Here is an 18,741-nt window from a genome sequence, read left to right as displayed (position 1 = left end):
AACCGGACTCGGCTACGCCTAGCGCGGAGCAAGAAGCACTCGTCAAAGGCAAGACGCCGCGCAACGCGATCATGAGCATCGGCATTCTCGCTGCAGTCGTCATCGGCGGCCTCGGCTTTTACTATCAGCTACAGGCGACGAACAAGGCAGACGAAGAGGCGCGCATTCGGAAGGCGACCGCGCTCGAGTCGAGTACGGAAGCGCCTGCTGCTGCGAACAACAACGATATCGACCAGATGATCCGCCAGCAGCGCGAAGCAGCAGCGTCGGAGGCTGCCGCTCGCGCAGCGTCTGAAGCAGCGGCTCCGAAGCCCGCTGTCAAACCGATGCTGACTGGCGCGGACTTCCAGGAAGAAGTCAAAGGCTCGGGCACGGACACGCGCGAGCTCTCACGGCAGGCGGCGCAAGACGCCATCTATACGTCCTCCATCTTTAAACAGGCCGGCGCATCGCGTTCGGCAAACCCGGCGACCGGCGTACTGCCCGCTGGCGTTCCTTCGTTGGACGAGGTGCGAGCTGCCCGTAACGCTGCGGGAGCCAACACTCCCGATGCGATGGCGATCGCCTTGACGAAGCAGGGCCAAGCACCGGAAGATCGCGACGGCGCCTTCTTACGCGATGCTGGTTCGCGCGGCGTCATAGAACGGACGACTTTCAATGGCCGGTCGACGGGTTGCACGTTGACGCCGCCGCACGTCATCCACGTCAAGACGGTCGAGGGGCTGAACTCGGACAAGCCTGGTCGCGTGTCGTTGATGGTGGACGAGGACATCTATGACAGCCTGCGCGGCGACTGCTTGATGATCCCGAAGGGCGCGTTCATCAATGGCATGTACAGCGCGGACGTCAAAGTTGGCCAAGAGCGCCTGCTGGTCGCCTCGACGAGTCTGCGTCTGCCCAACGGCAAGAGCGTGCCGCTCAACGGCATGCAGGGTGCGGACCAAAACGGCTACGCCGGTTTCTCGGGCGACGTGAACAACCACTTCCTGAAAATCTTCGGCGCGGGCTTCATCACTGCGATTTTGCTAAAGGCGTTCGACAGCAGTTCGCAGACGGCGACGACAGCGACGCCGAACGGCGTCACCACTTATGGCGACACGGCGGGGCAGGTCGCGGCGGCGACGGCCCAGACTGTCATGCAACGCAACCAGAATATCCCGCCGACCATCACTGTTGAACCGGGCCAGAAGTTTCTGGTGCAGGTGACGCAGGACATCGTCATGGAGCCGTACCATGACTAAGACGTTGGCGGCTGCATGCGTGTCGGTGATCGCGTTCGGCGCACACGCGGCGACTATTGATTCGATCATCAGCCCGACGCGCATCGTAATTGATGACGGCACTAAACGCGCAATCGTCGAGTTGCCGGGCGAGCCGGTGTACGCATGCGGGCTGAAGCCGTTTCTGGCGTGGGCTAACCGCTTCGAGGGCCAAACGGTCGAGACCGCGGCTGGCGGTGTCGCGATTAACATCGACGGATCACCTGTCAGCGTCGAAAGCCTGTTCGTGAAGGCCGGCTGGCTTCGTCCCGCGACCCTTACCGACGACGTTCAAGCTAGCATCACGGAGCGGCGTGGGGGTTGGTCGTGCGCATCCGCTCAGGCGCCGTTCGACGCGATGCATACGTCGGTCGATCCGAAGATTCTCGCTGGTATCGCACTCAATGAGTCCGCTTACAACGGTCGTGCATGGCCGTGGACGTTGAATGTTGCTGGTCGGGGGTTCTTCTTTCGCACCCGCGAAGACGCGTATCGCGCGGTCCGCTATTCGATCAGCAACGGCCGGTCGAACTTCGACGTCGGCATCATGCAAGTGAACTGGGGATACCACGGCAAGCGTTTCGCGAGTGCATGGGATGCCCTTGCGCCGGCGACCAACATCCGCGTCGCCGAAGACATCCTCAACGAGAACTACCGCCTCACGCACTCCGCGGTGAAGGCCGTCGCGTACTACCACAGCGCCAACCCCGCCCCGGGCCGCGAATACCTCGCGCGCTTCGTGAAGCACCTCTCTCAAATCGAACGCGGTCTATGAAGCACACGCTCTCTGTTCTCACTTTCGCGCTTGCCGCAGTCACGCTCAATGCAGCGGCCGCTGGCACCGACCCGCTCGACTTTGACTATGAGATCGCGGGCAACGTGCTTGAACGACCGGCGCTCGTCTTCAACGATGGCAGCGACACCTACTTCCAGCCGCGTGCCGGGCAGTCCCTGCGCGTGGACGGTGGACATAGCCAAGGACCGTACATCGTTGTGCCGGGCACGCCCGAGGTCATCCGTTACTCGGCGGGCGGCTCGAGCGCCACCGCGTATTGGAAAAAGGCGAACCGCTTCATCGGCGATAAGGCGCGCAGCGACACGCCCTCCGGTTTTTCTGGCTTCTCGGGGCGCCTCGCGCTTATCGGGCCGCGCAGCAGCCTCGAAAGTACGCGGCCTTTGAACGCCACGCTGCCACTCGCGCAACTGGTCAAAGCGCTGGTGCCGCAGGGTTGGACGGGATCGGCACAGAAGGACATTGACCTGACGGCCTCGACGAGCTTCGGCACGCGCGATGGCGAGAACTGGATGCAATCGCTCGACCGCCTGGTGGCCGCGTCCGACCTGTACGCCGACGTCGATTTCAACTCTCATCATGTAACACTTCGCCGCTCGGCTCCGCAGTCGGTGGCCGTCAACTACGTTGCGCCGGTGTCGCAGGTCGCGGGAAGTCCTGTTGTCGCGTCGTCGAGCGTCACTCCCGGTGCCGACCCGATCGCAGATATCGCGAAGAAATCCGACGCCGACGCGCCCGCCGCATCAGGTTCCGTTCTGGCAGCCAAGCTAGGCGCCGTGGCGATCCGCGACGGTGACGATAGCCATATCCAAATCAAGTTCTCGGCGAAGCCCGCTGCGGAGCTCAAGGTCACCGGCCAAGACGGCAAGTCGCTGCGTCCGAAGTGGGATGACGCGACCGAGGTACTGACCTTTAACCGCGCCGAGCGTTTCACGATCGCGAGCGCCACCGACAAGGTTGAAGTCGCCCGTGTCGCCGGAACCGTCTACGAGTTCGACACAGCAAATAAAGCTGCTCTTCAAAGTGTCTTCGACGAGAACGGCTCGACGTTCTTCAAGTTCGCGGACACGGTCGGCAAGGTGACGGTCGCCGACGTGGCTCACATGGGCTCGGGCGAACAGAAGGGCCGCTACTACAAGTTCAACGGCACCGCCGACCAGTTCATCGTCAACGCCGACGGCAATGTCGTCAACGTCCTGCGCAAACACGATGTGCGGTTTTTCGATCGGCCCGCGTCATGAAAGGAATCCTTGGCTTCTCGACGCTGCTTTGCGCGGCTGTCTCGCTGCAAGCGCGCGCGGATTGTCTTGACGATGCCGCGCGTTACCACCGCGTGAGCGTCCAGGTAGTACGCGCCATCGCCCAACAAGAGTCGGGCATGCGCCCGTATGTGACCAGTCGCAATACCGACGGAAGCGAGGACATTGGGTTGATGCAAATCAACTCGTCATGGCTTCCGAAACTGGCGCGCTTTGGCATCAGTCGCCAACACCTGTTCGACGCCTGCGTGAACGCCTACGTGGGGACATGGATCCTCGCTTCGAACATCAAGCAGTTCGGTCCGACATGGAAAGCGGTCGGTGCCTACAACGCCGTTTCGTCGAACAAGCAACTCATTTACGCCAACAACATTTACCGCCGCCTGCAACGCGCGAACTGACCAACATGACGCCTACTTTTTCTCTTCAAACGCATCGCACCGCGCGCATGGTGGCCCACTTGTTCGCGTGTCTGGCACTCACGACCGTATCGGGTCTTGCGGCAGCGGACCCTGACCAGTCCCGTCTCGCACCGCCGCCCGGCGACGGTTGGCAACTGCTCTCCGCGCCGGTCGCAAAGGTGCCGGCGACACAAGTAGCAATGGTGGCACCTGCTGCGCACGTGGCCGCCGCGGCCCCGGCCGTGACCGCTGCTCCTGCCGCTCCAGCCTCGCTCAAGGCAGCGATCGGGGGCGCAGCGCCTTTGGCGCTTCCGGCAGCGGCCGCGCCGTCACCTGTCGGTTCGTTGAACGTCGCTCCGGTCGTTGTGCCGTCGCAAGGTGGTGCGACAGCGCCCGGCGGAATCCTGAGCTTCACGATCACGCCGCAGGACATCAACCTACGCAACGCGCTCGACCGCTGGCTGCAGCAGCAGGGCTGGCAGCTCGCGTGGAAGATCGACGACGACTTGCCGCTCGAGTTCAACGCGACGTTCTCCGGCGACTTGAAATCGGTTCTCACGCAAGTGATGCAGGCAACCAATCACATGCGCACGCCCACGCGCGTCTGCAAGCACACCAACAACGTTATCCGCGTCGTCGCACGCGCAGCCAACTGCCAAGAGTAATCGCCATGCGCCTCACGAAAATTAGATCTGCTGTCGCCATTCTCGTCGCTGCATCGCTTACTGGCTGCGCCGTTTCGCAATCCGATGTGAACCGTGCCTATGACGCGACGAACGCGGAAGCGACGCGCGCAATGGGCAATGGCCCCGAGTCGATGTCGCTCGTTGAGGAAGTGCCGACCGCGTTCCTCGGTGACCGACTTGTGCCGGTCGCATACGAAGCCACGCTACCGGCGATCTTCCGTGAAAAGACCGTGGTTTTCCCCGGCAATCTTCCGCTTTCCAAGATCGCGACACTCGTCTCGACCGCTACCGGCTACCCGGTGCATTTGAGCCCGGACGTCTTTATCCCGCGCGACGCGCTGATTCCGAGGACGAACGGAGGCGCTGGTGGGCCGAACGCACCGATGCCGTCGCAAGCCATCGCCAAATCAAACGTGGAACCGGTCTACGCCCAAGCATGCAACTGCAAGGTAGGCGAGTATCTTCGCGGCGTCAGCGAGAACTTGGGCCTCGACTGGACGTTCGACGGCACGACCATCTCGATCAGCCGATTCGTGACCAAGACATTCACGATTGCCGCGATTCCCGGCAAGGTTTCGATCAAATCGACGATGTCGAAGGGCACGGATACCTCGACGGGTAACCAAGCGTCGGGCGGCACGACCGGCGGGACAACGGGCAATACCGGCTCGTTCTCCGCTGTCACGTCGATCGGTCGCGACGGCACGTTCGATCAGATTGCAATCATCCAGTCGGAACTCGAGAAGCTGAAATCGCCGCTCGGCGAGGTGGTGGTCAATCCCCAAAGCCGCCTTGTGATGGTACGTGACACCAAAGAAGCGGTCGATCGCATGGGCGCGCTGCTCGCGCGTGAGAACGCCATTTCCACGCGGCAGGTCGCGCTGCGCGTTCGCACGTTGCAAGTGGATCTGAGCAACAGCTCCCAGGCCGGTGCGAGTGCAGACATCGTATTTAATCGCATCTCGGACGGCCTGAAGCGCTATGCCGTGACGGTTGCATCGCCTACGTCGCTTGCGACGGCGATCGGCGGCACGGTCGGTCTGTCGGTCCTCAAACCCGGCTCACCCATGGAAGGCACGAACGCCATCGTTAGCGGCCTGAACGCGTTCGGCAAGACGGTTCAGGACAACACCCAAACGAAGCTGACGTTGAACGGCCTGCCGGTATCGATCGGCTCGTTTGAAACGAAGGGCTATCTCGCCGCAACGACCCCGAGCCTTGGTTCGATTTCGGGCGGCACTGCCGGCGTTCCGGGCTTGCAGCCGGGATCCGTTACGGTCGGTGACTTCGTGAACATCCTTCCGTCCGTCAACGATCACAACCAGATCATCCTGTCGTACTGGAGCGATAGCTCGAAGCTCAACGGCCCCTTCACGACCATCAGCACTGGCTCGGGCGACACGCTTCAGCAGATCCAGTTGCCGGACATCCTCGGCAACAAGGACGACCAGACGATCGCGTTGTCGGACGGTCAGACCGTCGTGCTGTACGGCGCGGTGAGCAATCGCTATGACGGCAGCAACAACAACGGCATCGGTGGTCTGTCGGGCGCATGGAACAAGGGCAGGACGTTCCAGGTGATCATGCTGACCGCGACTGTCGTCCCCTCGATGTGAGTGCGAGGTAAGCAAACCCATGCACTTTGAATCGATACCGGGAGAGAAGGGCGCGAAGCTCGCGTTCGGGCTGGAATGGCGTGCCTATTCGGCAAAGGGCTCGCGCGGAGAGAGACGGCACTACGCGCATGAGTCTGGAGCGACGCACTTTACAGAGTTCAAAGCCAACGACGAGACGATCGTCGGCTACTGCGAGCTTGAGGCTGCGCAGCGCAAGGACGGCAAGCTGTATTCCGCCGCGGCGCGTATTGCCCAACTGGACCGTGTACGCCGGCGCCCCGCAGTCCTTGTCCTGATTCAGAACGATGAGCGCGTGCACCTTGTCCTCGTGCAGCGCGGCGCTGTGTCGATGGACGAGGAGGTGGCCCTCAACGCGCTTGCTGAGCGACGCGAGGAAATTGAGGATCGGTGTGCAAAGGCGGGGCTAGACCTCGCCACGCTTGGCCACGGCGCACAACTGCACGCGGTCGATGAGGCGTTCGATATTCGCGAGCTGCTTGTCGCGCGCAAGGTCGGGGTCATCAAGAAGATCCCGGTCGCGGTGCCGACGGCTGTTCCGCTGCTTGTGATTCTGGCGGCCGCATTCTTCGGTGGCAAGCAGTTGATCGACGCGCTCAATCCGCCTCCGCCTCCGCCTGCGCCCCCACCGACCTTCGTGCAGGACTATCAGTCGGCGGTGATACGGACGCTCGCTGCGCCCGCGCCGCTGGCGAACCAGATGGTACCGAAGCTCTTGGCAGCTTTCGGTGCTCAGGAAACGAACTTAGCCGGATGGCAGTTCCAGAAAGCGACATGCACCATCGCCGGCCCGTGCGTCGTGACGTACAAGCGGCAGGGCGGAACGTTCAAGGAGTTCGACGCACGCGCGCCCGAGTCACTGCGTCCTGTCGTCTTTAACCCCGACGGGTTGCATCTCACCACGCGGGGCCCGGAAGTCTCGGTGGCGGAGCGTGTCGCACTGGCGCAAGCGAAGACGTGGCCTACCCAACAGGCGCTTATCAAGGCTTTGCAGACAGACCCGCAGCGGCTTTCGAGCAAGCCCGAAACGCTGGATAGCCACGGCTACGTCGTTGATATCAAGCCTGCGGAGCGGCTTATTCCACGCCAGCCAGTGGCGGGCGAAGTGCAGGGGCCGCTCGTGCAGCGCGGCACGTGGCAAATCGACGGATTCAAATGGCAAAGCGCGTTGATCTCGCGCCTGCCCGACAACATGGCGCTGGACACCCTCGACGTCGATCTGAAGGACGACGGTACCGGGGTGCATTTCACTGCGAAGGGTAAATATTTTGTGCTCAACTAAGTTGCCAGTTCGTGCCGCATGCTTTGGCGCGCTCATGTTTGTCGCGGGCGCGGCTCTCTCGCAGGAAAGCCATCTCACGCTCGACGATATCGACAAACTCGCGCGCGAAAAGCTGGTGGATTCGATGCGCAAGGGGCAGGGTGGCGACGGCAATCGGGCGCCCGCGTCCGGGGGCGTTGGACTGAGTTCACCGCTCGGTGCCGCACCTGCGCCGGTCGCGGCCGCGCCCGTCGCGCCAAAGATGGAGCGCAAGCCTACCGCTCCGGTCAGGCTGATCATTCCTGCCACGTTCGTCGGCGCGTATTCCGATATGTCTGGCTCGTACGTGCTTTACGACTATCAAGGCACGACCTATACCGCACGACGCGGAAGCCGCTTGCTGAACGGCTGGACGGTCGAGTCTATCGACGGCTTCATGGTCAACCTCGTCGATGGCAAGCGCCACTGGACTGCGACGATTGCGGCACCGGCTGATGTGCCCGCTGTCATGCCCGACGGTCCGGGCGTCAGGGCGATTACAGACCTCTCGTCGCCGCTCCCACCCGGTGGAGTCGCGTCGACCGCCTCTACTTTCGTACCGTTCGGGAAATAAGACATGGGTCTGTTTGCACAAGAAGAGCAGGACACGCCGGAGACCCGTGGGGGTTTCCTCAAGCGCTTCCGCACGCCACGTTCGAGCTTCGTCGAGCCGGGCAGTGATGCCGAGCCGCAGTTCAAAATGCCGAAAGCCGAGCGCGAGAAAGCCCGCGCAAATGAGCACCCGCAGTCAGCGGCAACCCGCGCGGTGAATCCCCAGGTTGTGTTCCTCGGACGCGCACTCTCGGGCGGCGACATTGAAGACGTCGATAGCACTGAGCTTGACGATGACCGGTACGCGCCGCAGCAAGGAGCGGAGCACGGATCGCGGGCTCCAGAGCATGCGGACAGGGACGAACCTGTGTTTCAACCGTTCGTGCCGCCCACGTTTGAGCGTCCGACATACGCCAGCATGCGGGCTGCAATGGACAACGTCGAGCGTGCTCAGTCGGGAGTCGAGGCGACCGCCGAGCAAGCAGCTTCGGCCGACGCCCTACGCCAATCGGAACCTATCTTGTCGGTGACCGCAGCGGATAGCGTTGCAGCCAGCCCGGATGCGATGCCAGACCGGATGGCGCGCGGCCAGGTCCAGCCGCGCAGCAATGAGCGACAGCCGCAAGCCGAAGTTCGACGGCCGGCTGAAGCCGAGTCACCACCACATGTCGTCACGCGTATATCGACAGCCGCGAAAGATAATCCGCGCGTTGAACAGCGTCAGCCGGAGGCGGCGAAGGAACGCGCCAAGCCTTCGTGGACGAACGTCGCGGAATCGGAACCGGGATCCGACGACGATTCGCAGGGAGCGGCCAGTGGCCTGTCATCGGGGCGACCGGAATTGGTATCGCCCGACTCGCTCCCGGACTTCAAGCGGATTCTCACGATCGCCGACGACGACGCTGCACTGCGCATTCCTGCCGCCGCACGCAAAGAATTCGTCGCGGTAGAGCTTCAACCGGGCGTTGCGATCACGGTGGCGACAGCGCGCTTTGCGGAGAAGGCGCAGTATGCAACCTTCATCAAGGATATCGGGAATAACGACATCCTCGTGCGCGAAGAAATGGTCGCGACTGAGGCTGTCATTGCTGCAATCTATGCCGGGAAGGCGGCCGCATCTTCGAACTCGGCCGCGCGTGAGTCGAGCCGGGCTATCGGCATTTTCCGCGACATCGTCGAAGCGGCGCATACATACGGCGCGAGCGATATCCACTTTGAGCCGCGTGAATTCCACAACGAAGTCGAAGTCCGCTTCCGCGTGAACGGCGACATGTACACGTTCAATCGGATGCCCAAGGGCATCGTGCGACGTGCGCTGTTCGCGGCATACAGCGACCTCGTGCAGAAAAACACCAACTCGGGCAACAGCTTCCAGCCGAGCGCGCCGCAGTCAGCGATGATTCCGCTCGTCGTGAAGACGGACACGGTCAACCTTCGTTGGCAATCGTCCCCGCTCGTTGGCGGCTATGACGTCACGCTGCGTCTGCTCGACGGCAACTTCAAGAACTACTCAGTGCTGCTGCCCAAGGATATGGGCCTGGAAAAGAGCCAGCTCGAGCTGATCGACACGCTCAACTACGTGAGCGGCGGCATCACGGCGCTTACTGGCGAAACCGGCTCGGGAAAGACTACGACGCTTCGCGCGTTGTCCTACATGCTGCCGGACCGCGAACTGAAAAAGCAGTTCGCGGTGAATGAGCCGTCCGAATACCCGATGCCGTGGCTCTCCGACTATTCCATCATCCGGCGTCCGGACGAGACCGACGATGAGGCAAACCGCAAGTACGCGGAAGTCATCCGTACGCTCATGCGGCAAGACCCAGACGACCTGACCATCGGTGAAGTGCGCGACCGGGTGGTGATGGGATTGGTCGCTGAACTTGCGTTGACCGGTCACCCAGTGCGGTTCTCTCTGCACGCCGGCGACATCATCGCGGCCGTCATGCGTATGGCGGGCGGGCGGCTGCAACTGCCGATCGACGAACTGGCCTCCGAAGGTTTCATCAACGCGGTCGGCAATCAGAAACTGATCCCGACGCTGTGCGACCACTGCAAGCTGCCGGCCGAAGACGTCATGCCGAAGGCTGACCTTGAACTGCTGCGCACCAAGTTCGGCCTCGACACGTCGCGCATGGCTTGCCGGAACTACGACGGCTGCGCTCACTGCCGCCTCGACGGTCTGTTCACGCGCAACGGCAAGGTGGCGGGCGGCACGAAACGGCCATCGCTGGCCGCAGAACTCTATCGGCCAACTCCTGAATTCTTGGACCGTGTAGCCCAACGCGATTGGGCCGGCGCACGCCAAGTTTGGCGCGGCGAGCGCCGTTCCGGGTTCGATAACGCCGATATGACCGGAAAGACGCTATATGAACACGCTCTTTTCAAGGCTTCTCGCGGTTTGATTGACCCACAATTCATCAATCGGTCGATGCAGTCGTTCGCGCAGTACCGCGTAATGCCGGGCGTCGATGGTCTGATGGTCTAACTTGTCCCGCTATGTTCACGACGTTCGCAAAAATGCTGCCGCCTCGGCAGCAGTTGGTCGCCGCGCGCTGGCGCTTCCAGAAGGTCCGCGAGGACTTTTATCGCGAGACGCGTCTCGATATCGCAGCAAAAGGGCTGCGCAACACCGAGACGCTTTTCGATAGGCTCGAAACCTACGAGAAGCGCAGCCGCTCGCGAGGAAAGCTCGAATGGCGGGTGTTCGCGCGCATCCGGGAGGCCATGCAGCGCGGAGAGAGCTTCGCAATTGCAATCAAGCCGTTTATTCCGGGCGACGAATACGCGCTTTTCGACATCGCGGACGAGTCGTCGCGCGAAGACGCGGTTGTGCGCGGGTTCGAGCTGGCAGAAATGGCGGCAAAGGCGAAGCGCGTCCTGTCGTCGACTACGTCTGTGCAGATGGCTTATCCGGCCCTGCTGCTCGTCTATATGTACGCGTACTGCATGCTGTTTGGCGGCGTCATCTTCCCGCAGGTGCTCGACGTGCGGCCCCTTGACCAATGGCCGGACCTCGGGCGGTTCCTCTACCACGTCGATACGTTCTGCTTTGAGTATTGGTGGCTAACGCTCACAGCGATGATCGGCCTGGTGTTCGCCTACTTTTCGACCTTGAAGCGTTGGGCAGGCCCGCTACGCGACAAGTTCGACCGCATGCCGTTGTTATGGCGCAATCGCCGTGACCTGCGCGCGGCGCTGCTGATCGTTTCTCTGGCAGGGCTGTTCGATTCAAACTTGACTTTGCGTGCGGCGCTTGAACGGCTGTTGAAAACTGCCGATCCGTGGCTGCGCTGGCATTTGAAGATCATGGACCGACGCCTGACAGCTCGTTCAGACGAGCCGATGCGCGCGCTCGACACGGGCATCTTCTCGCTGACGATCGTTGACACCATCACCGACGCCGCGGGCCGTGACCAGTTCGAAGCCGCCATCAAAAGCCTGGGACGTGAATCGCTCGATCGCGTCGTTGAAGCCGTCAAGCGCAATGCGCGGTTAACGCACTACATGCTGCTGGGCTTTGCGGCGGCACTGTTCCTGACCCTTGGCATCGGCTCGTATGTCGTCACCGGTGCCGTCAATCTCACATCGGGGAATCCCGCCGCTACCAGCTACTAAGGAAATAGAAAATGACCAACGAGAACCAAGAAGTCGCCCAGATGGACCCGAAGACGGTCCCTGTTGAAATCGATCCCATCAAGGCACGCCGCGCACGCATGCTGAAATCGGCACGTGCGACGAAGCAGTCGGGCGAGCTGTCGATGATCGAAGCAGGCGCAGTGATGGCGGGTGCAGCGCTGCTGTCGCTGGCGGTCTATGCGGGCGGCAAGTACGTGCTCGATCTGATTCACTCGTCGCAGTTCAAGAGTGAAGCGCAGATGTTCCACACCGGCATCCTGAACGCGACGCAAAACGACGCGGACTTCTCGGCAGAGACCCTGACCGTTCTTGCACAGAACCACGCGTTCGACTCGGCAGGCTCGCGTGTCGCCTCCGACCATTCGTCGGTAAAGGGCATGTTCAACGGCACCGTGACAGCTTCTATCGGTACGCTCGTCACGTCGAACGACTCCCTGATCCTGACCTACCCGGTCACCTCGACGGTGTGCTCGCTCGCCGCGGCCGCGCTGATCACGGTGTACACGCAGGTGACGGTCAACGGCACGACGATTTTCTCGCCGACGACGACCTTCAATCCCCAAACGGTCGCGACCGCCTGTGCGTCGAACGGTTCGATGGCGTCGATGGCGCTGTGGACCACACGCACCTGATCGTAGGCCGCCGACATGGGAAGCATTCTCGAGATGTTGATCGTCCTCGTCGGCGCGGCCTTGCTGACGGTACAGGGAATCAAGGAAGACATCGCCGCTAAGCGCCAGAATCTGCTGCAGATCGAGGGGCAGAATATCGCCTCCATCAATTCGGCGCTTGGCAGCTACATCACCAACAACTTCGCCTCACTCATTCCAGCTGGCTTCTCGCAGACGACGTCTACGCCTATCACGGCGCCCACGCTCGCGCAGTTGAGTGCGCAGTCCAATAACAAGGTGTCGTTCAAAAACGGGCCGTTCTGGGGTGGGACGTATCAGATAGCGTTGTCCATTGTCCCGGATAACTGTTCAACGGCGTCTGGTAATTGCCACATCGCATCACAGATCTATCCCAGCTTGCCCCTCATCAGCACGAGAGACAATAAGCCGGATATTGCTGGCGCGGGTGCGCTCGCAGCGGCCGGCGGAGCACAGCTCGGCTACTCGACAACGAGCGCGCCGGCGACGATCACCGGTATGCATGGCGCGTGGACATTGCCGAATCCAGTCGGCAGTAAGGCGGGGATGGTGCTGGCGATCAATGGTTTCGGCGCAGATGGCAATTCGCCGTATTACCGTCGCGATGGCTCACTGCCGCTGACCGGCACGATGAACGCGAACAATCAGGACATGCAGAACGTCGGCAATGTCACGTTGGGCGCGAACAAGGTGATGAAGCTGCAGGCGGGCAACAGCCTCCAGATCGACAATGGTGCGATCTACTACGGCGACAGTGTTAACGCGGCCGTTCGTACCAAAGGTGCCTTGTATGTCCAGAACTACCAGGGAACAGGTGCTGCGCCGATAAACGTTGGTGACGTCAATTCGTCTGGCACCGTGAGCAGCAACGTCGTCACCGCGAACAACGCCAACATCAACTCCGCCGCAAGCAATTGCGGCTGGAACGGTGTCACCATCCGCAACAACTTGATGTACGTCTGCAACAAGTGGGGAAACTGGGTTGGCGTCAGTAGCTTGGTCAGTAATCACAGCAGTGATGCTCACTACAGCGGGTGGAAGAACGGATGGGGAGTCAACGTTCCAGCGTGCGGGCCAGGGGGAACGGCCTGGTGGCGTATCACTCCGCAGGCCATTTCAACTGACTACGCTTACCACAATCCTCCCATTGGCGGGGCTACCTTCAACATGGGCTGGAACGGCAGTCAGTGGGTGGTCTTGATCAACGACGTGCTCGCAGATGGGGCCAACAGTCAAATACAGGACCAGTTGGATCTCACGGCCGAGGTCGACGTTGGCTGCACATATAACAATCAATAAAGGAAGAAATGAGAAGAACCGGTATTGCTTGTGCGGTGATCGCCGTTGTGTGCGCGGTCAGCGCAGGGAGCGGAGCCGACGCCGCAGACGTCAGTCAGCCTATCGCGGTGCCGACCACGCCAGGCTGCAGCCCTGGATATTCGTGGCAAAGGATGCCTGTGCGGTACCAGTGCGCCACGCCACAGCCCACGTGCGCGTATGGCTTTGCGAGCGGCCCTTCTTGGAACGGCAGTGCATGGGTCTATTCCTGCAATGCGCCACCACCGCCACCGCCACCGCCACCGCCAACGTGCCCGAGCGGGACTAACCAGGCGGCTGCTCCGTCGTGGAACGGCGCGGCGTGGGTTGGGCAGGTGTGCCAGCCGGCTGCGCCGACAACTGGAAACCCCGTTGACCTGAGTGCTATTTGCTACGCAGCGGCGACGAAACAACTTGGCCCCATTCCACCCTGGCAACCTCTCTCCACTACACGCACCGCGACGCAAACTAGCTTCCAGACCGATGAGTACATGGGCGGTCGTCCCACGCTTTATTGGGAAATAGACGAGTGCACGATAAATAACGACGGAACGAACCCGACCGTTATATATTGGGGTCACGGCAATGACATGGGTGGCTGACCTTCAGCCGGACACGGCTTAAAAAAAAGCCCCTAATCAGGGGCTTTTTGTTTTTTCGCGGCAGGCCGTCTACGGCTGCAAATCGACCTTCCGTAACTGAGTTCGTTCGGGCGATCAGATAGATAAGCCGCCAGCGCGACGGCGGGCGGCTTCTATGTTTCGAGGTGCGTTAGCCGACGATGTTTCCCGTGGTGAACGTGAAGTTACGCGAGAAGGCTATACCGTTGATCGTGCCGGTGAGCGAAACCGAGTAAGTAGCGTTCGGAGACAAAGGCGTGGTCGGGTAGGCGACGCCCATCCACTTTGGCAAGACCTTGTTCGGGTCCGTGGCTGAGTCCAGAACTTGCAAGGTGATTACGTGCGACGACGAATCGGTCATCGTGCCAGTCTGCATCACGATGGTATCGGCCGGGTTGCCCGCAACTGCGACCGGTGTACCCCAATTTCCCGACGTAGCGGGTGGCGTCGGGGTTTCTCCAAAGGAGGAGTACGCAACGCCAGCCGTCCCTTGGCAAGGGAACGTCAACGGCGCGTTCGACGTGACCTGCTGATAGTTGGTCAGATGCAGAGCGTAGTATTCCTCCGGGAAACCGTTGTAGGTCGTGGCGACCTTGCCGATACCGACCGTGTTCGTAGGCGAGGCCGCAATCATGATGTGATACACGCCCGAGATCAGGCCATAGACGGCTTGCTGACCATATTGTGTTTCAGTCCACGTGGCGTTCGTATAGAAGCCACCTGACACTCCGACCGAACCGTTGCCCGCCGTGTACCCGAAATGGGCTGCGCGATCACTGTAATTCACCCCGGTGAAGCCGGGATTGCCCGCCACTTCTGTATCGGTGAATACGTTGTTTGTTGCAAGGTACTGCGCGTGTGCTGCCGTCGCCTGGTCGAGCACGGTATTTTCTTGTAGGGCCGGGAAGCCGCATTGCTGGCGCTGCTGGTTGAGCAGGTTGAACGCGGCCAAATGGAAGCTATCAGCCGGGTACTGAGGCGTCGTCAAGTTCGCCGGAGTCGTCGTGGCCGGGGTGCTCGCACCGCTTGCCGGGGCCGCAGGCGACGCGCCGCTGCTGCCGCCGCCACCGCCGCCGCAAGCAGCGACCAAAAGCGATGCAGCGATCGCGGCCATCGAGAGTTTGAAGTTCTTCTGAATCGTCATTTGTTGTTTCCGATCTAGTTGTTGCAGTCGCCCCCGCGATCTGCTTACTTTCATCTTATCGAGCGGTGTTCGAAGTCAAGGCCGCTTGGAAGTCCGCCTCGATAACCGCTTTCCTCGTTGGTAAATCGCCGTTGACCAGTGGCGGCGCAAGCATTTTAGTACCCGGTGAGGGCTTCAAATTCCGCACCGTTGTTTGGGCGCAACCGTTTGCTAATGGTGATTGGCGCGGGCACCGAAATGCTTCAGCCGCAAGGCGATAAAGACGACCGCGAGCACGGCAGCTACCGCGATGGGCTGTGTCGCGCCGACGGAAGAGAGGAGTGCGGTGCCGCCCCAAAGAAGAATGAGGAAAGTCGCGAGCGCGCCGAATGCCTTGCTTTTCGACACGGCCGCGAACTGTCGCCTGCCAGGGCCAAAACTTTGCGCAAAGCGAGTGTTGCTTTGCTCAAGGTCGAATGCCTCCTGAGACTCCGCCGTCGCTCGATCTGCGCGGTAATGCCTTTCGTACCGTTGGAATCGCGCGTCGCCGCGGCCTTCGAGCCACGCTGCGGTGCTGTCTGAAAACAGGTAAGCGAAGTCCTGCATGGCTCAGTGCGTCACGTCAGAGTGAAATTCGATCGCACCGATTGCGTCTGGGATGCAGCGTCCATCGGACTCGGCGTGGTACTCCCCGGTCACTAAGTCAAGCCAGCCAAACTGAGGGCGGCCGTCGCGTGAGAAGACCACAAGACCGGCCTCGACTTTGAATTCATGCGACATCAACAACTCCTTCATCTGTGACTATTTTTGGTCTTTCGACCTTTGCTCTTAGGCTCGGTCAGGCGCGGCTTCAGATCGCCAGTGCAGCCCGGACATATGAAGTCCTTCGCCAATTCGATCTTGCCTTCGTCGTTCGCTAGGATGTACTCCGTCGCGCAAGTTCTGCACGGTGCGACATTCAACCTCGAATCAATCGCCATGGAGCGGGTGAGATGGTTCGCGCGGTCAGCCGAAACGGCGAGCCGACTACCGAACATCTTGTCGAGCACGTCGTTGGATGCAATCAGCGCTTCCGGGATGTTCGCTCCGTTTTTCAGCGCGCACCGATAAAGCCATACCATCATGGTTGCTTGGAGCCGGTGCACGGGACGCTCGACGTACCACGTCAACGAGCTTGCGCTATTTCCGCACGGCGAGCTGACGCCGTGGATCTCTCGATAGGTATTTCGAGCGATCGCCGAAGTCACGCCGAAGAGGTTTGTGGCGGTGGAAGCGCGACAACCCTGGGTCATCAACAATCTTGCGTAGATCTCACGTCTAGCGCGGTCGAGTCGCAGGTCGGACCATAGATTCCTGAAAGGTAGTCCGCTCGGTTTGAGGTTCGAGGTGCGCATGACATAGTGAGCGACGGCCTCTTCGGTAAGCGAATCTGTGCCGTATTGTCGCCAGAAGCGCTCGTCGTCGAACCGCCATCTATACAACGGGAAGCGAATGCCACCGATCGCTGCTTCCAGCCGTCCGATGGGCAAGCTCATCAGGTACTCGGCTAACTCGAAGGAGATGCCCAAGAGCGGCGCTGCGAGCACGCTTTGGTGGAGCACGTCTTTCAGCAGCGAAACATAGGCGCAGTTGTAGTGAAAAATATCGCGCGCCGTCACGTCGTCGACGAATGGCATCGCTGAAGACAGCTTCGACACTGCGGTCGAAAACATTATCCCGTCGACAAACGTCGCCCAATCGCGAGGATCCTGCAGCGCAGGCGACAGCGCTAGGAAGGGCATGTTCATGAGCTTGGCCATCGGTACGGCGTGCGCCTTGAACGTTTCCATGTTGTCAAACGAGACGCCAAAGAATGCTTCAGCGCTGCTGTACCGCGCGAGTATCTTATGGATAACCGCGGTCAGCGAAAAGTTGGTCCTTTGTATCTTCTCAGCGAGATACTGCCGAAGGGCAATGTTGGTCTCAACGGCATCAAGCGTGGTGGTCGACATATTATTTGTATTTTTGCTGGCGGATGCGACCCCATCGCGTCCGCCTTATCGTTATGGCAGGTACGTCTTACAGCTTTCGCAAACCCGTCTCAATCTCGCTGAGGTGCTTGCGCATCATCGCGGCCAGCGTTTGGACCAACGGTTCGTGCTGCCCAAGTCCATCGGAAGCCTGAACCGCCACCTGAGCCAGCGTGAGCTTGCCCGCGAATTGCTCAAAAGCAGATAGCGCTTCTTGCATCGCTGCTTGAACGCGATTTGCAGCCTCAATGGCGCCGGCCTCTTTCTTCCTGTCGGCCTCAAGTCGTTCCAACTCGGCGCGCCTCTCGACAAGCTGCGCTTCTAGCTGTTTGAGTTCAGCGTTGCGCTTTTCCAGTGATTCGGAAATGCTCTTATATCCAGCGGGAGTCGTCTCAACTTCCTTGATCTGGACTTCCGGCTTCCGGTTGAGCAGCGCGTTTCTTTCCTCGTTCAGCCTTGCAATTTCCTTGTCCTTGTCCGCAAGGTCCTTCTCAAGGTTGGCTAGGCCCGCTTGCCGACCGGTGTAATAGCTGTCCATGCGCTGTAGCTGGGCCTCTTTTTCCGCAATCAGTTTCGCAGTGGCGTCGAGCTGTTGCTGAAGCCGGTTGGCTTCGTCCTCGGCGACCCGCTGAGCGGTTTTGCTGTCCTCGAGCAGCGCCTCGTAGTTGTCTAGCTCTGCTTTTCGGTCAGCGAGTGCCTCTTCCTGCTTCTGCAGCGTCGCCAGCATTTTGCGAATGTCTTCGCGGGTCATATGCTCGTTGGCCTGCTTTGCCGCAAGAATGGCCGCCACCTGCTCGTCGGTCACGTGGTCGGAAGCGAGGATGTCCAGTTCGCCGACGTTGAATACGCGGATAGCCTCGGTGTTGTCAAGAAACGCCTCATAGCAACGCATGTACTTGCGGGCTGCGTGCATTTTCACGCCGAGAGCCATGTCGAAGAAGGAATATCCCAACGTCGCGGCACGTCGCAGGGCAGTTGTCTTGTTGCCCGACGTCGTGAGCAGCGCGTTTTTGATCAGGTGCATGGAGTTGATCAACAGGCCGCCTATCGTTTTAAGGTCGGTTGAAACTCGCTGTCTCGCCTCCGCGATCGTTACCATGTTCTCGACGAGCTGAGCGATCAGATCGGTGAACTCGGGGCCGTCTCCGAAAAGCTGCCGGGCAACCGTTTCGATCTTCGAGCGTTCGGCACCGCCGGCCGAAACTGGGCCAAAAATGTCGTCTAACGGATCGTGAAGTTCCGTTTTCCGCAGTTGCAGGTTCTTCTTAGAATCGTCACTACTTGAGGCCATAGCTTCTCTCCAGATGTTGCAGCGCCCCCGGAGCGCAGCGTTCAAACCCCGCGAGGACTTCGCTCGCGGATATGAAAATGGCGTCCGTACACCACCAGCCGCTTCCTCGGGTGAGCGCATTCAGTTGCCGCAAGCGGCAGTTCTCGTCCCGTGCAATCTTTGCCGTCGGAGAACGCTCTTTTCTCACAGATGTAAGCGATCGTAACGGCGC

17 protein-coding genes are annotated in these 18,741 nt (G+C 60.6%); 12 read left to right on the top strand and 5 right to left on the bottom strand.

The annotated features are described in order from the left end of the window. The first annotated feature begins 71 nt into the window (after positions 1–71). From NCR35_RS27910 to NCR35_RS27855, 12 genes are read left to right on the top strand one after another with little or no spacing between them, the layout of a single operon-like run. Entirely contained in the window at positions 72–1,241 is a 1,170-nt protein-coding gene (locus tag NCR35_RS27910; protein ID WP_250537151.1) for a TraB/TrbI/VirB10 family type IV secretion system protein, read from the top strand. Then, entirely contained in the window at positions 1,234–2,034 is an 801-nt protein-coding gene (locus NCR35_RS27905; protein ID WP_250537150.1) for a transglycosylase SLT domain-containing protein, read from the top strand. The genes NCR35_RS27910 and NCR35_RS27905 overlap by 8 nt, the downstream gene beginning before the upstream one ends. Continuing rightward, entirely contained in the window at positions 2,031–3,293 is a 1,263-nt protein-coding gene (locus tag NCR35_RS27900) for a TrbG/VirB9 family P-type conjugative transfer protein (RefSeq protein WP_250537149.1), read from the top strand. The genes NCR35_RS27905 and NCR35_RS27900 overlap by 4 nt, the downstream gene beginning before the upstream one ends. After that, positions 3,290–3,712 carry a lytic transglycosylase domain-containing protein gene (locus NCR35_RS27895; RefSeq protein ID WP_250537148.1) on the top strand — a complete coding sequence of 141 codons (423 nt, stop codon included), beginning with the start codon at positions 3,290–3,292 and terminating at the stop codon, positions 3,710–3,712. The genes NCR35_RS27900 and NCR35_RS27895 overlap by 4 nt, the downstream gene beginning before the upstream one ends. Next, on the top strand, positions 3,619–4,377 hold the full coding sequence (locus tag NCR35_RS27890) for a toxin co-regulated pilus biosynthesis Q family protein (protein WP_502801733.1): 759 nt from the start codon (positions 3,619–3,621) through the stop codon (positions 4,375–4,377). The genes NCR35_RS27895 and NCR35_RS27890 overlap by 94 nt, the downstream gene beginning before the upstream one ends. A gap of 5 nt (positions 4,378–4,382) precedes the next feature. Continuing rightward, on the top strand, positions 4,383–6,014 hold the full coding sequence (locus NCR35_RS27885) for a type II secretory pathway protein (protein WP_250537147.1): 1,632 nt from the start codon (positions 4,383–4,385) through the stop codon (positions 6,012–6,014). Between the two features lie 19 nt (positions 6,015–6,033). Beyond that, positions 6,034–7,314 (top strand): type IV pilus inner membrane component PilO, encoded by a 1,281-nt coding sequence (locus tag NCR35_RS27880; protein WP_250537146.1) that lies wholly within the window; start codon positions 6,034–6,036, stop codon positions 7,312–7,314. 34 nt (positions 7,315–7,348) lie between these two features. Beyond that, a complete protein-coding gene (locus NCR35_RS27875; protein ID WP_250537145.1) occupies positions 7,349–7,906 on the top strand; it encodes a hypothetical protein in 558 nt (185 codons plus the stop codon). A 3-nt stretch (positions 7,907–7,909) separates the two neighbouring features. Further along, positions 7,910–10,369, top strand: a complete 2,460-nt coding sequence (locus NCR35_RS27870; RefSeq protein WP_250537144.1) for an ATPase, T2SS/T4P/T4SS family — start codon at positions 7,910–7,912, stop codon at positions 10,367–10,369. 11 nt (positions 10,370–10,380) lie between these two features. Continuing rightward, positions 10,381–11,499: a type II secretion system F family protein gene (locus tag NCR35_RS27865; RefSeq protein WP_250537143.1), complete on the top strand. Its 1,119-nt coding sequence runs from the start codon at positions 10,381–10,383 to the stop codon at positions 11,497–11,499. Positions 11,500–11,510: 11 nt separating this feature from the next. Continuing rightward, a complete protein-coding gene (locus NCR35_RS27860) occupies positions 11,511–12,152 on the top strand; it encodes a hypothetical protein (RefSeq protein WP_250537142.1) in 642 nt (213 codons plus the stop codon). 15 nt (positions 12,153–12,167) lie between these two features. After that, complete coding sequence (locus NCR35_RS27855; RefSeq protein ID WP_250537141.1) at positions 12,168–13,469, top strand: hypothetical protein; 1,302 nt, start codon at positions 12,168–12,170, stop codon at positions 13,467–13,469. 789 nt (positions 13,470–14,258) lie between these two features. On the opposite strand, the gene NCR35_RS27850 is transcribed toward NCR35_RS27855, so the two are convergent. From NCR35_RS27850 to NCR35_RS27830, 5 genes are all read right to left on the bottom strand, one after another. Further along, a complete protein-coding gene (locus NCR35_RS27850) occupies positions 14,259–15,251 on the bottom strand; it encodes a CAP domain-containing protein (RefSeq protein WP_250537140.1) in 993 nt (330 codons plus the stop codon). Positions 15,252–15,461: 210 nt separating this feature from the next. Beyond that, entirely contained in the window at positions 15,462–15,836 is a 375-nt protein-coding gene (locus NCR35_RS27845; protein ID WP_250537139.1) for a hypothetical protein, read from the bottom strand. A 3-nt stretch (positions 15,837–15,839) separates the two neighbouring features. Then, on the bottom strand, positions 15,840–16,010 hold the full coding sequence (locus tag NCR35_RS27840) for a hypothetical protein (RefSeq protein WP_250537138.1): 171 nt from the start codon (positions 16,008–16,010) through the stop codon (positions 15,840–15,842). Between the two features lie 11 nt (positions 16,011–16,021). Next, on the bottom strand, positions 16,022–17,221 hold the full coding sequence (locus tag NCR35_RS27835; RefSeq protein ID WP_250537137.1) for a FlhC family transcriptional regulator: 1,200 nt from the start codon (positions 17,219–17,221) through the stop codon (positions 16,022–16,024). A gap of 67 nt (positions 17,222–17,288) precedes the next feature. Then, a complete protein-coding gene (locus NCR35_RS27830; protein WP_250537136.1) occupies positions 17,289–18,530 on the bottom strand; it encodes a coiled-coil domain-containing protein in 1,242 nt (413 codons plus the stop codon). Positions 18,531–18,741 lie beyond the last annotated feature (211 nt).

Origin of the sequence: Caballeronia sp. AZ10_KS36 (assembly GCF_023631105.1) — a bacterium.
GTDB lineage: Bacteria > Pseudomonadota > Gammaproteobacteria > Burkholderiales > Burkholderiaceae > Caballeronia.
This window is presented reverse-complemented; position numbering and strand designations above follow the sequence as displayed.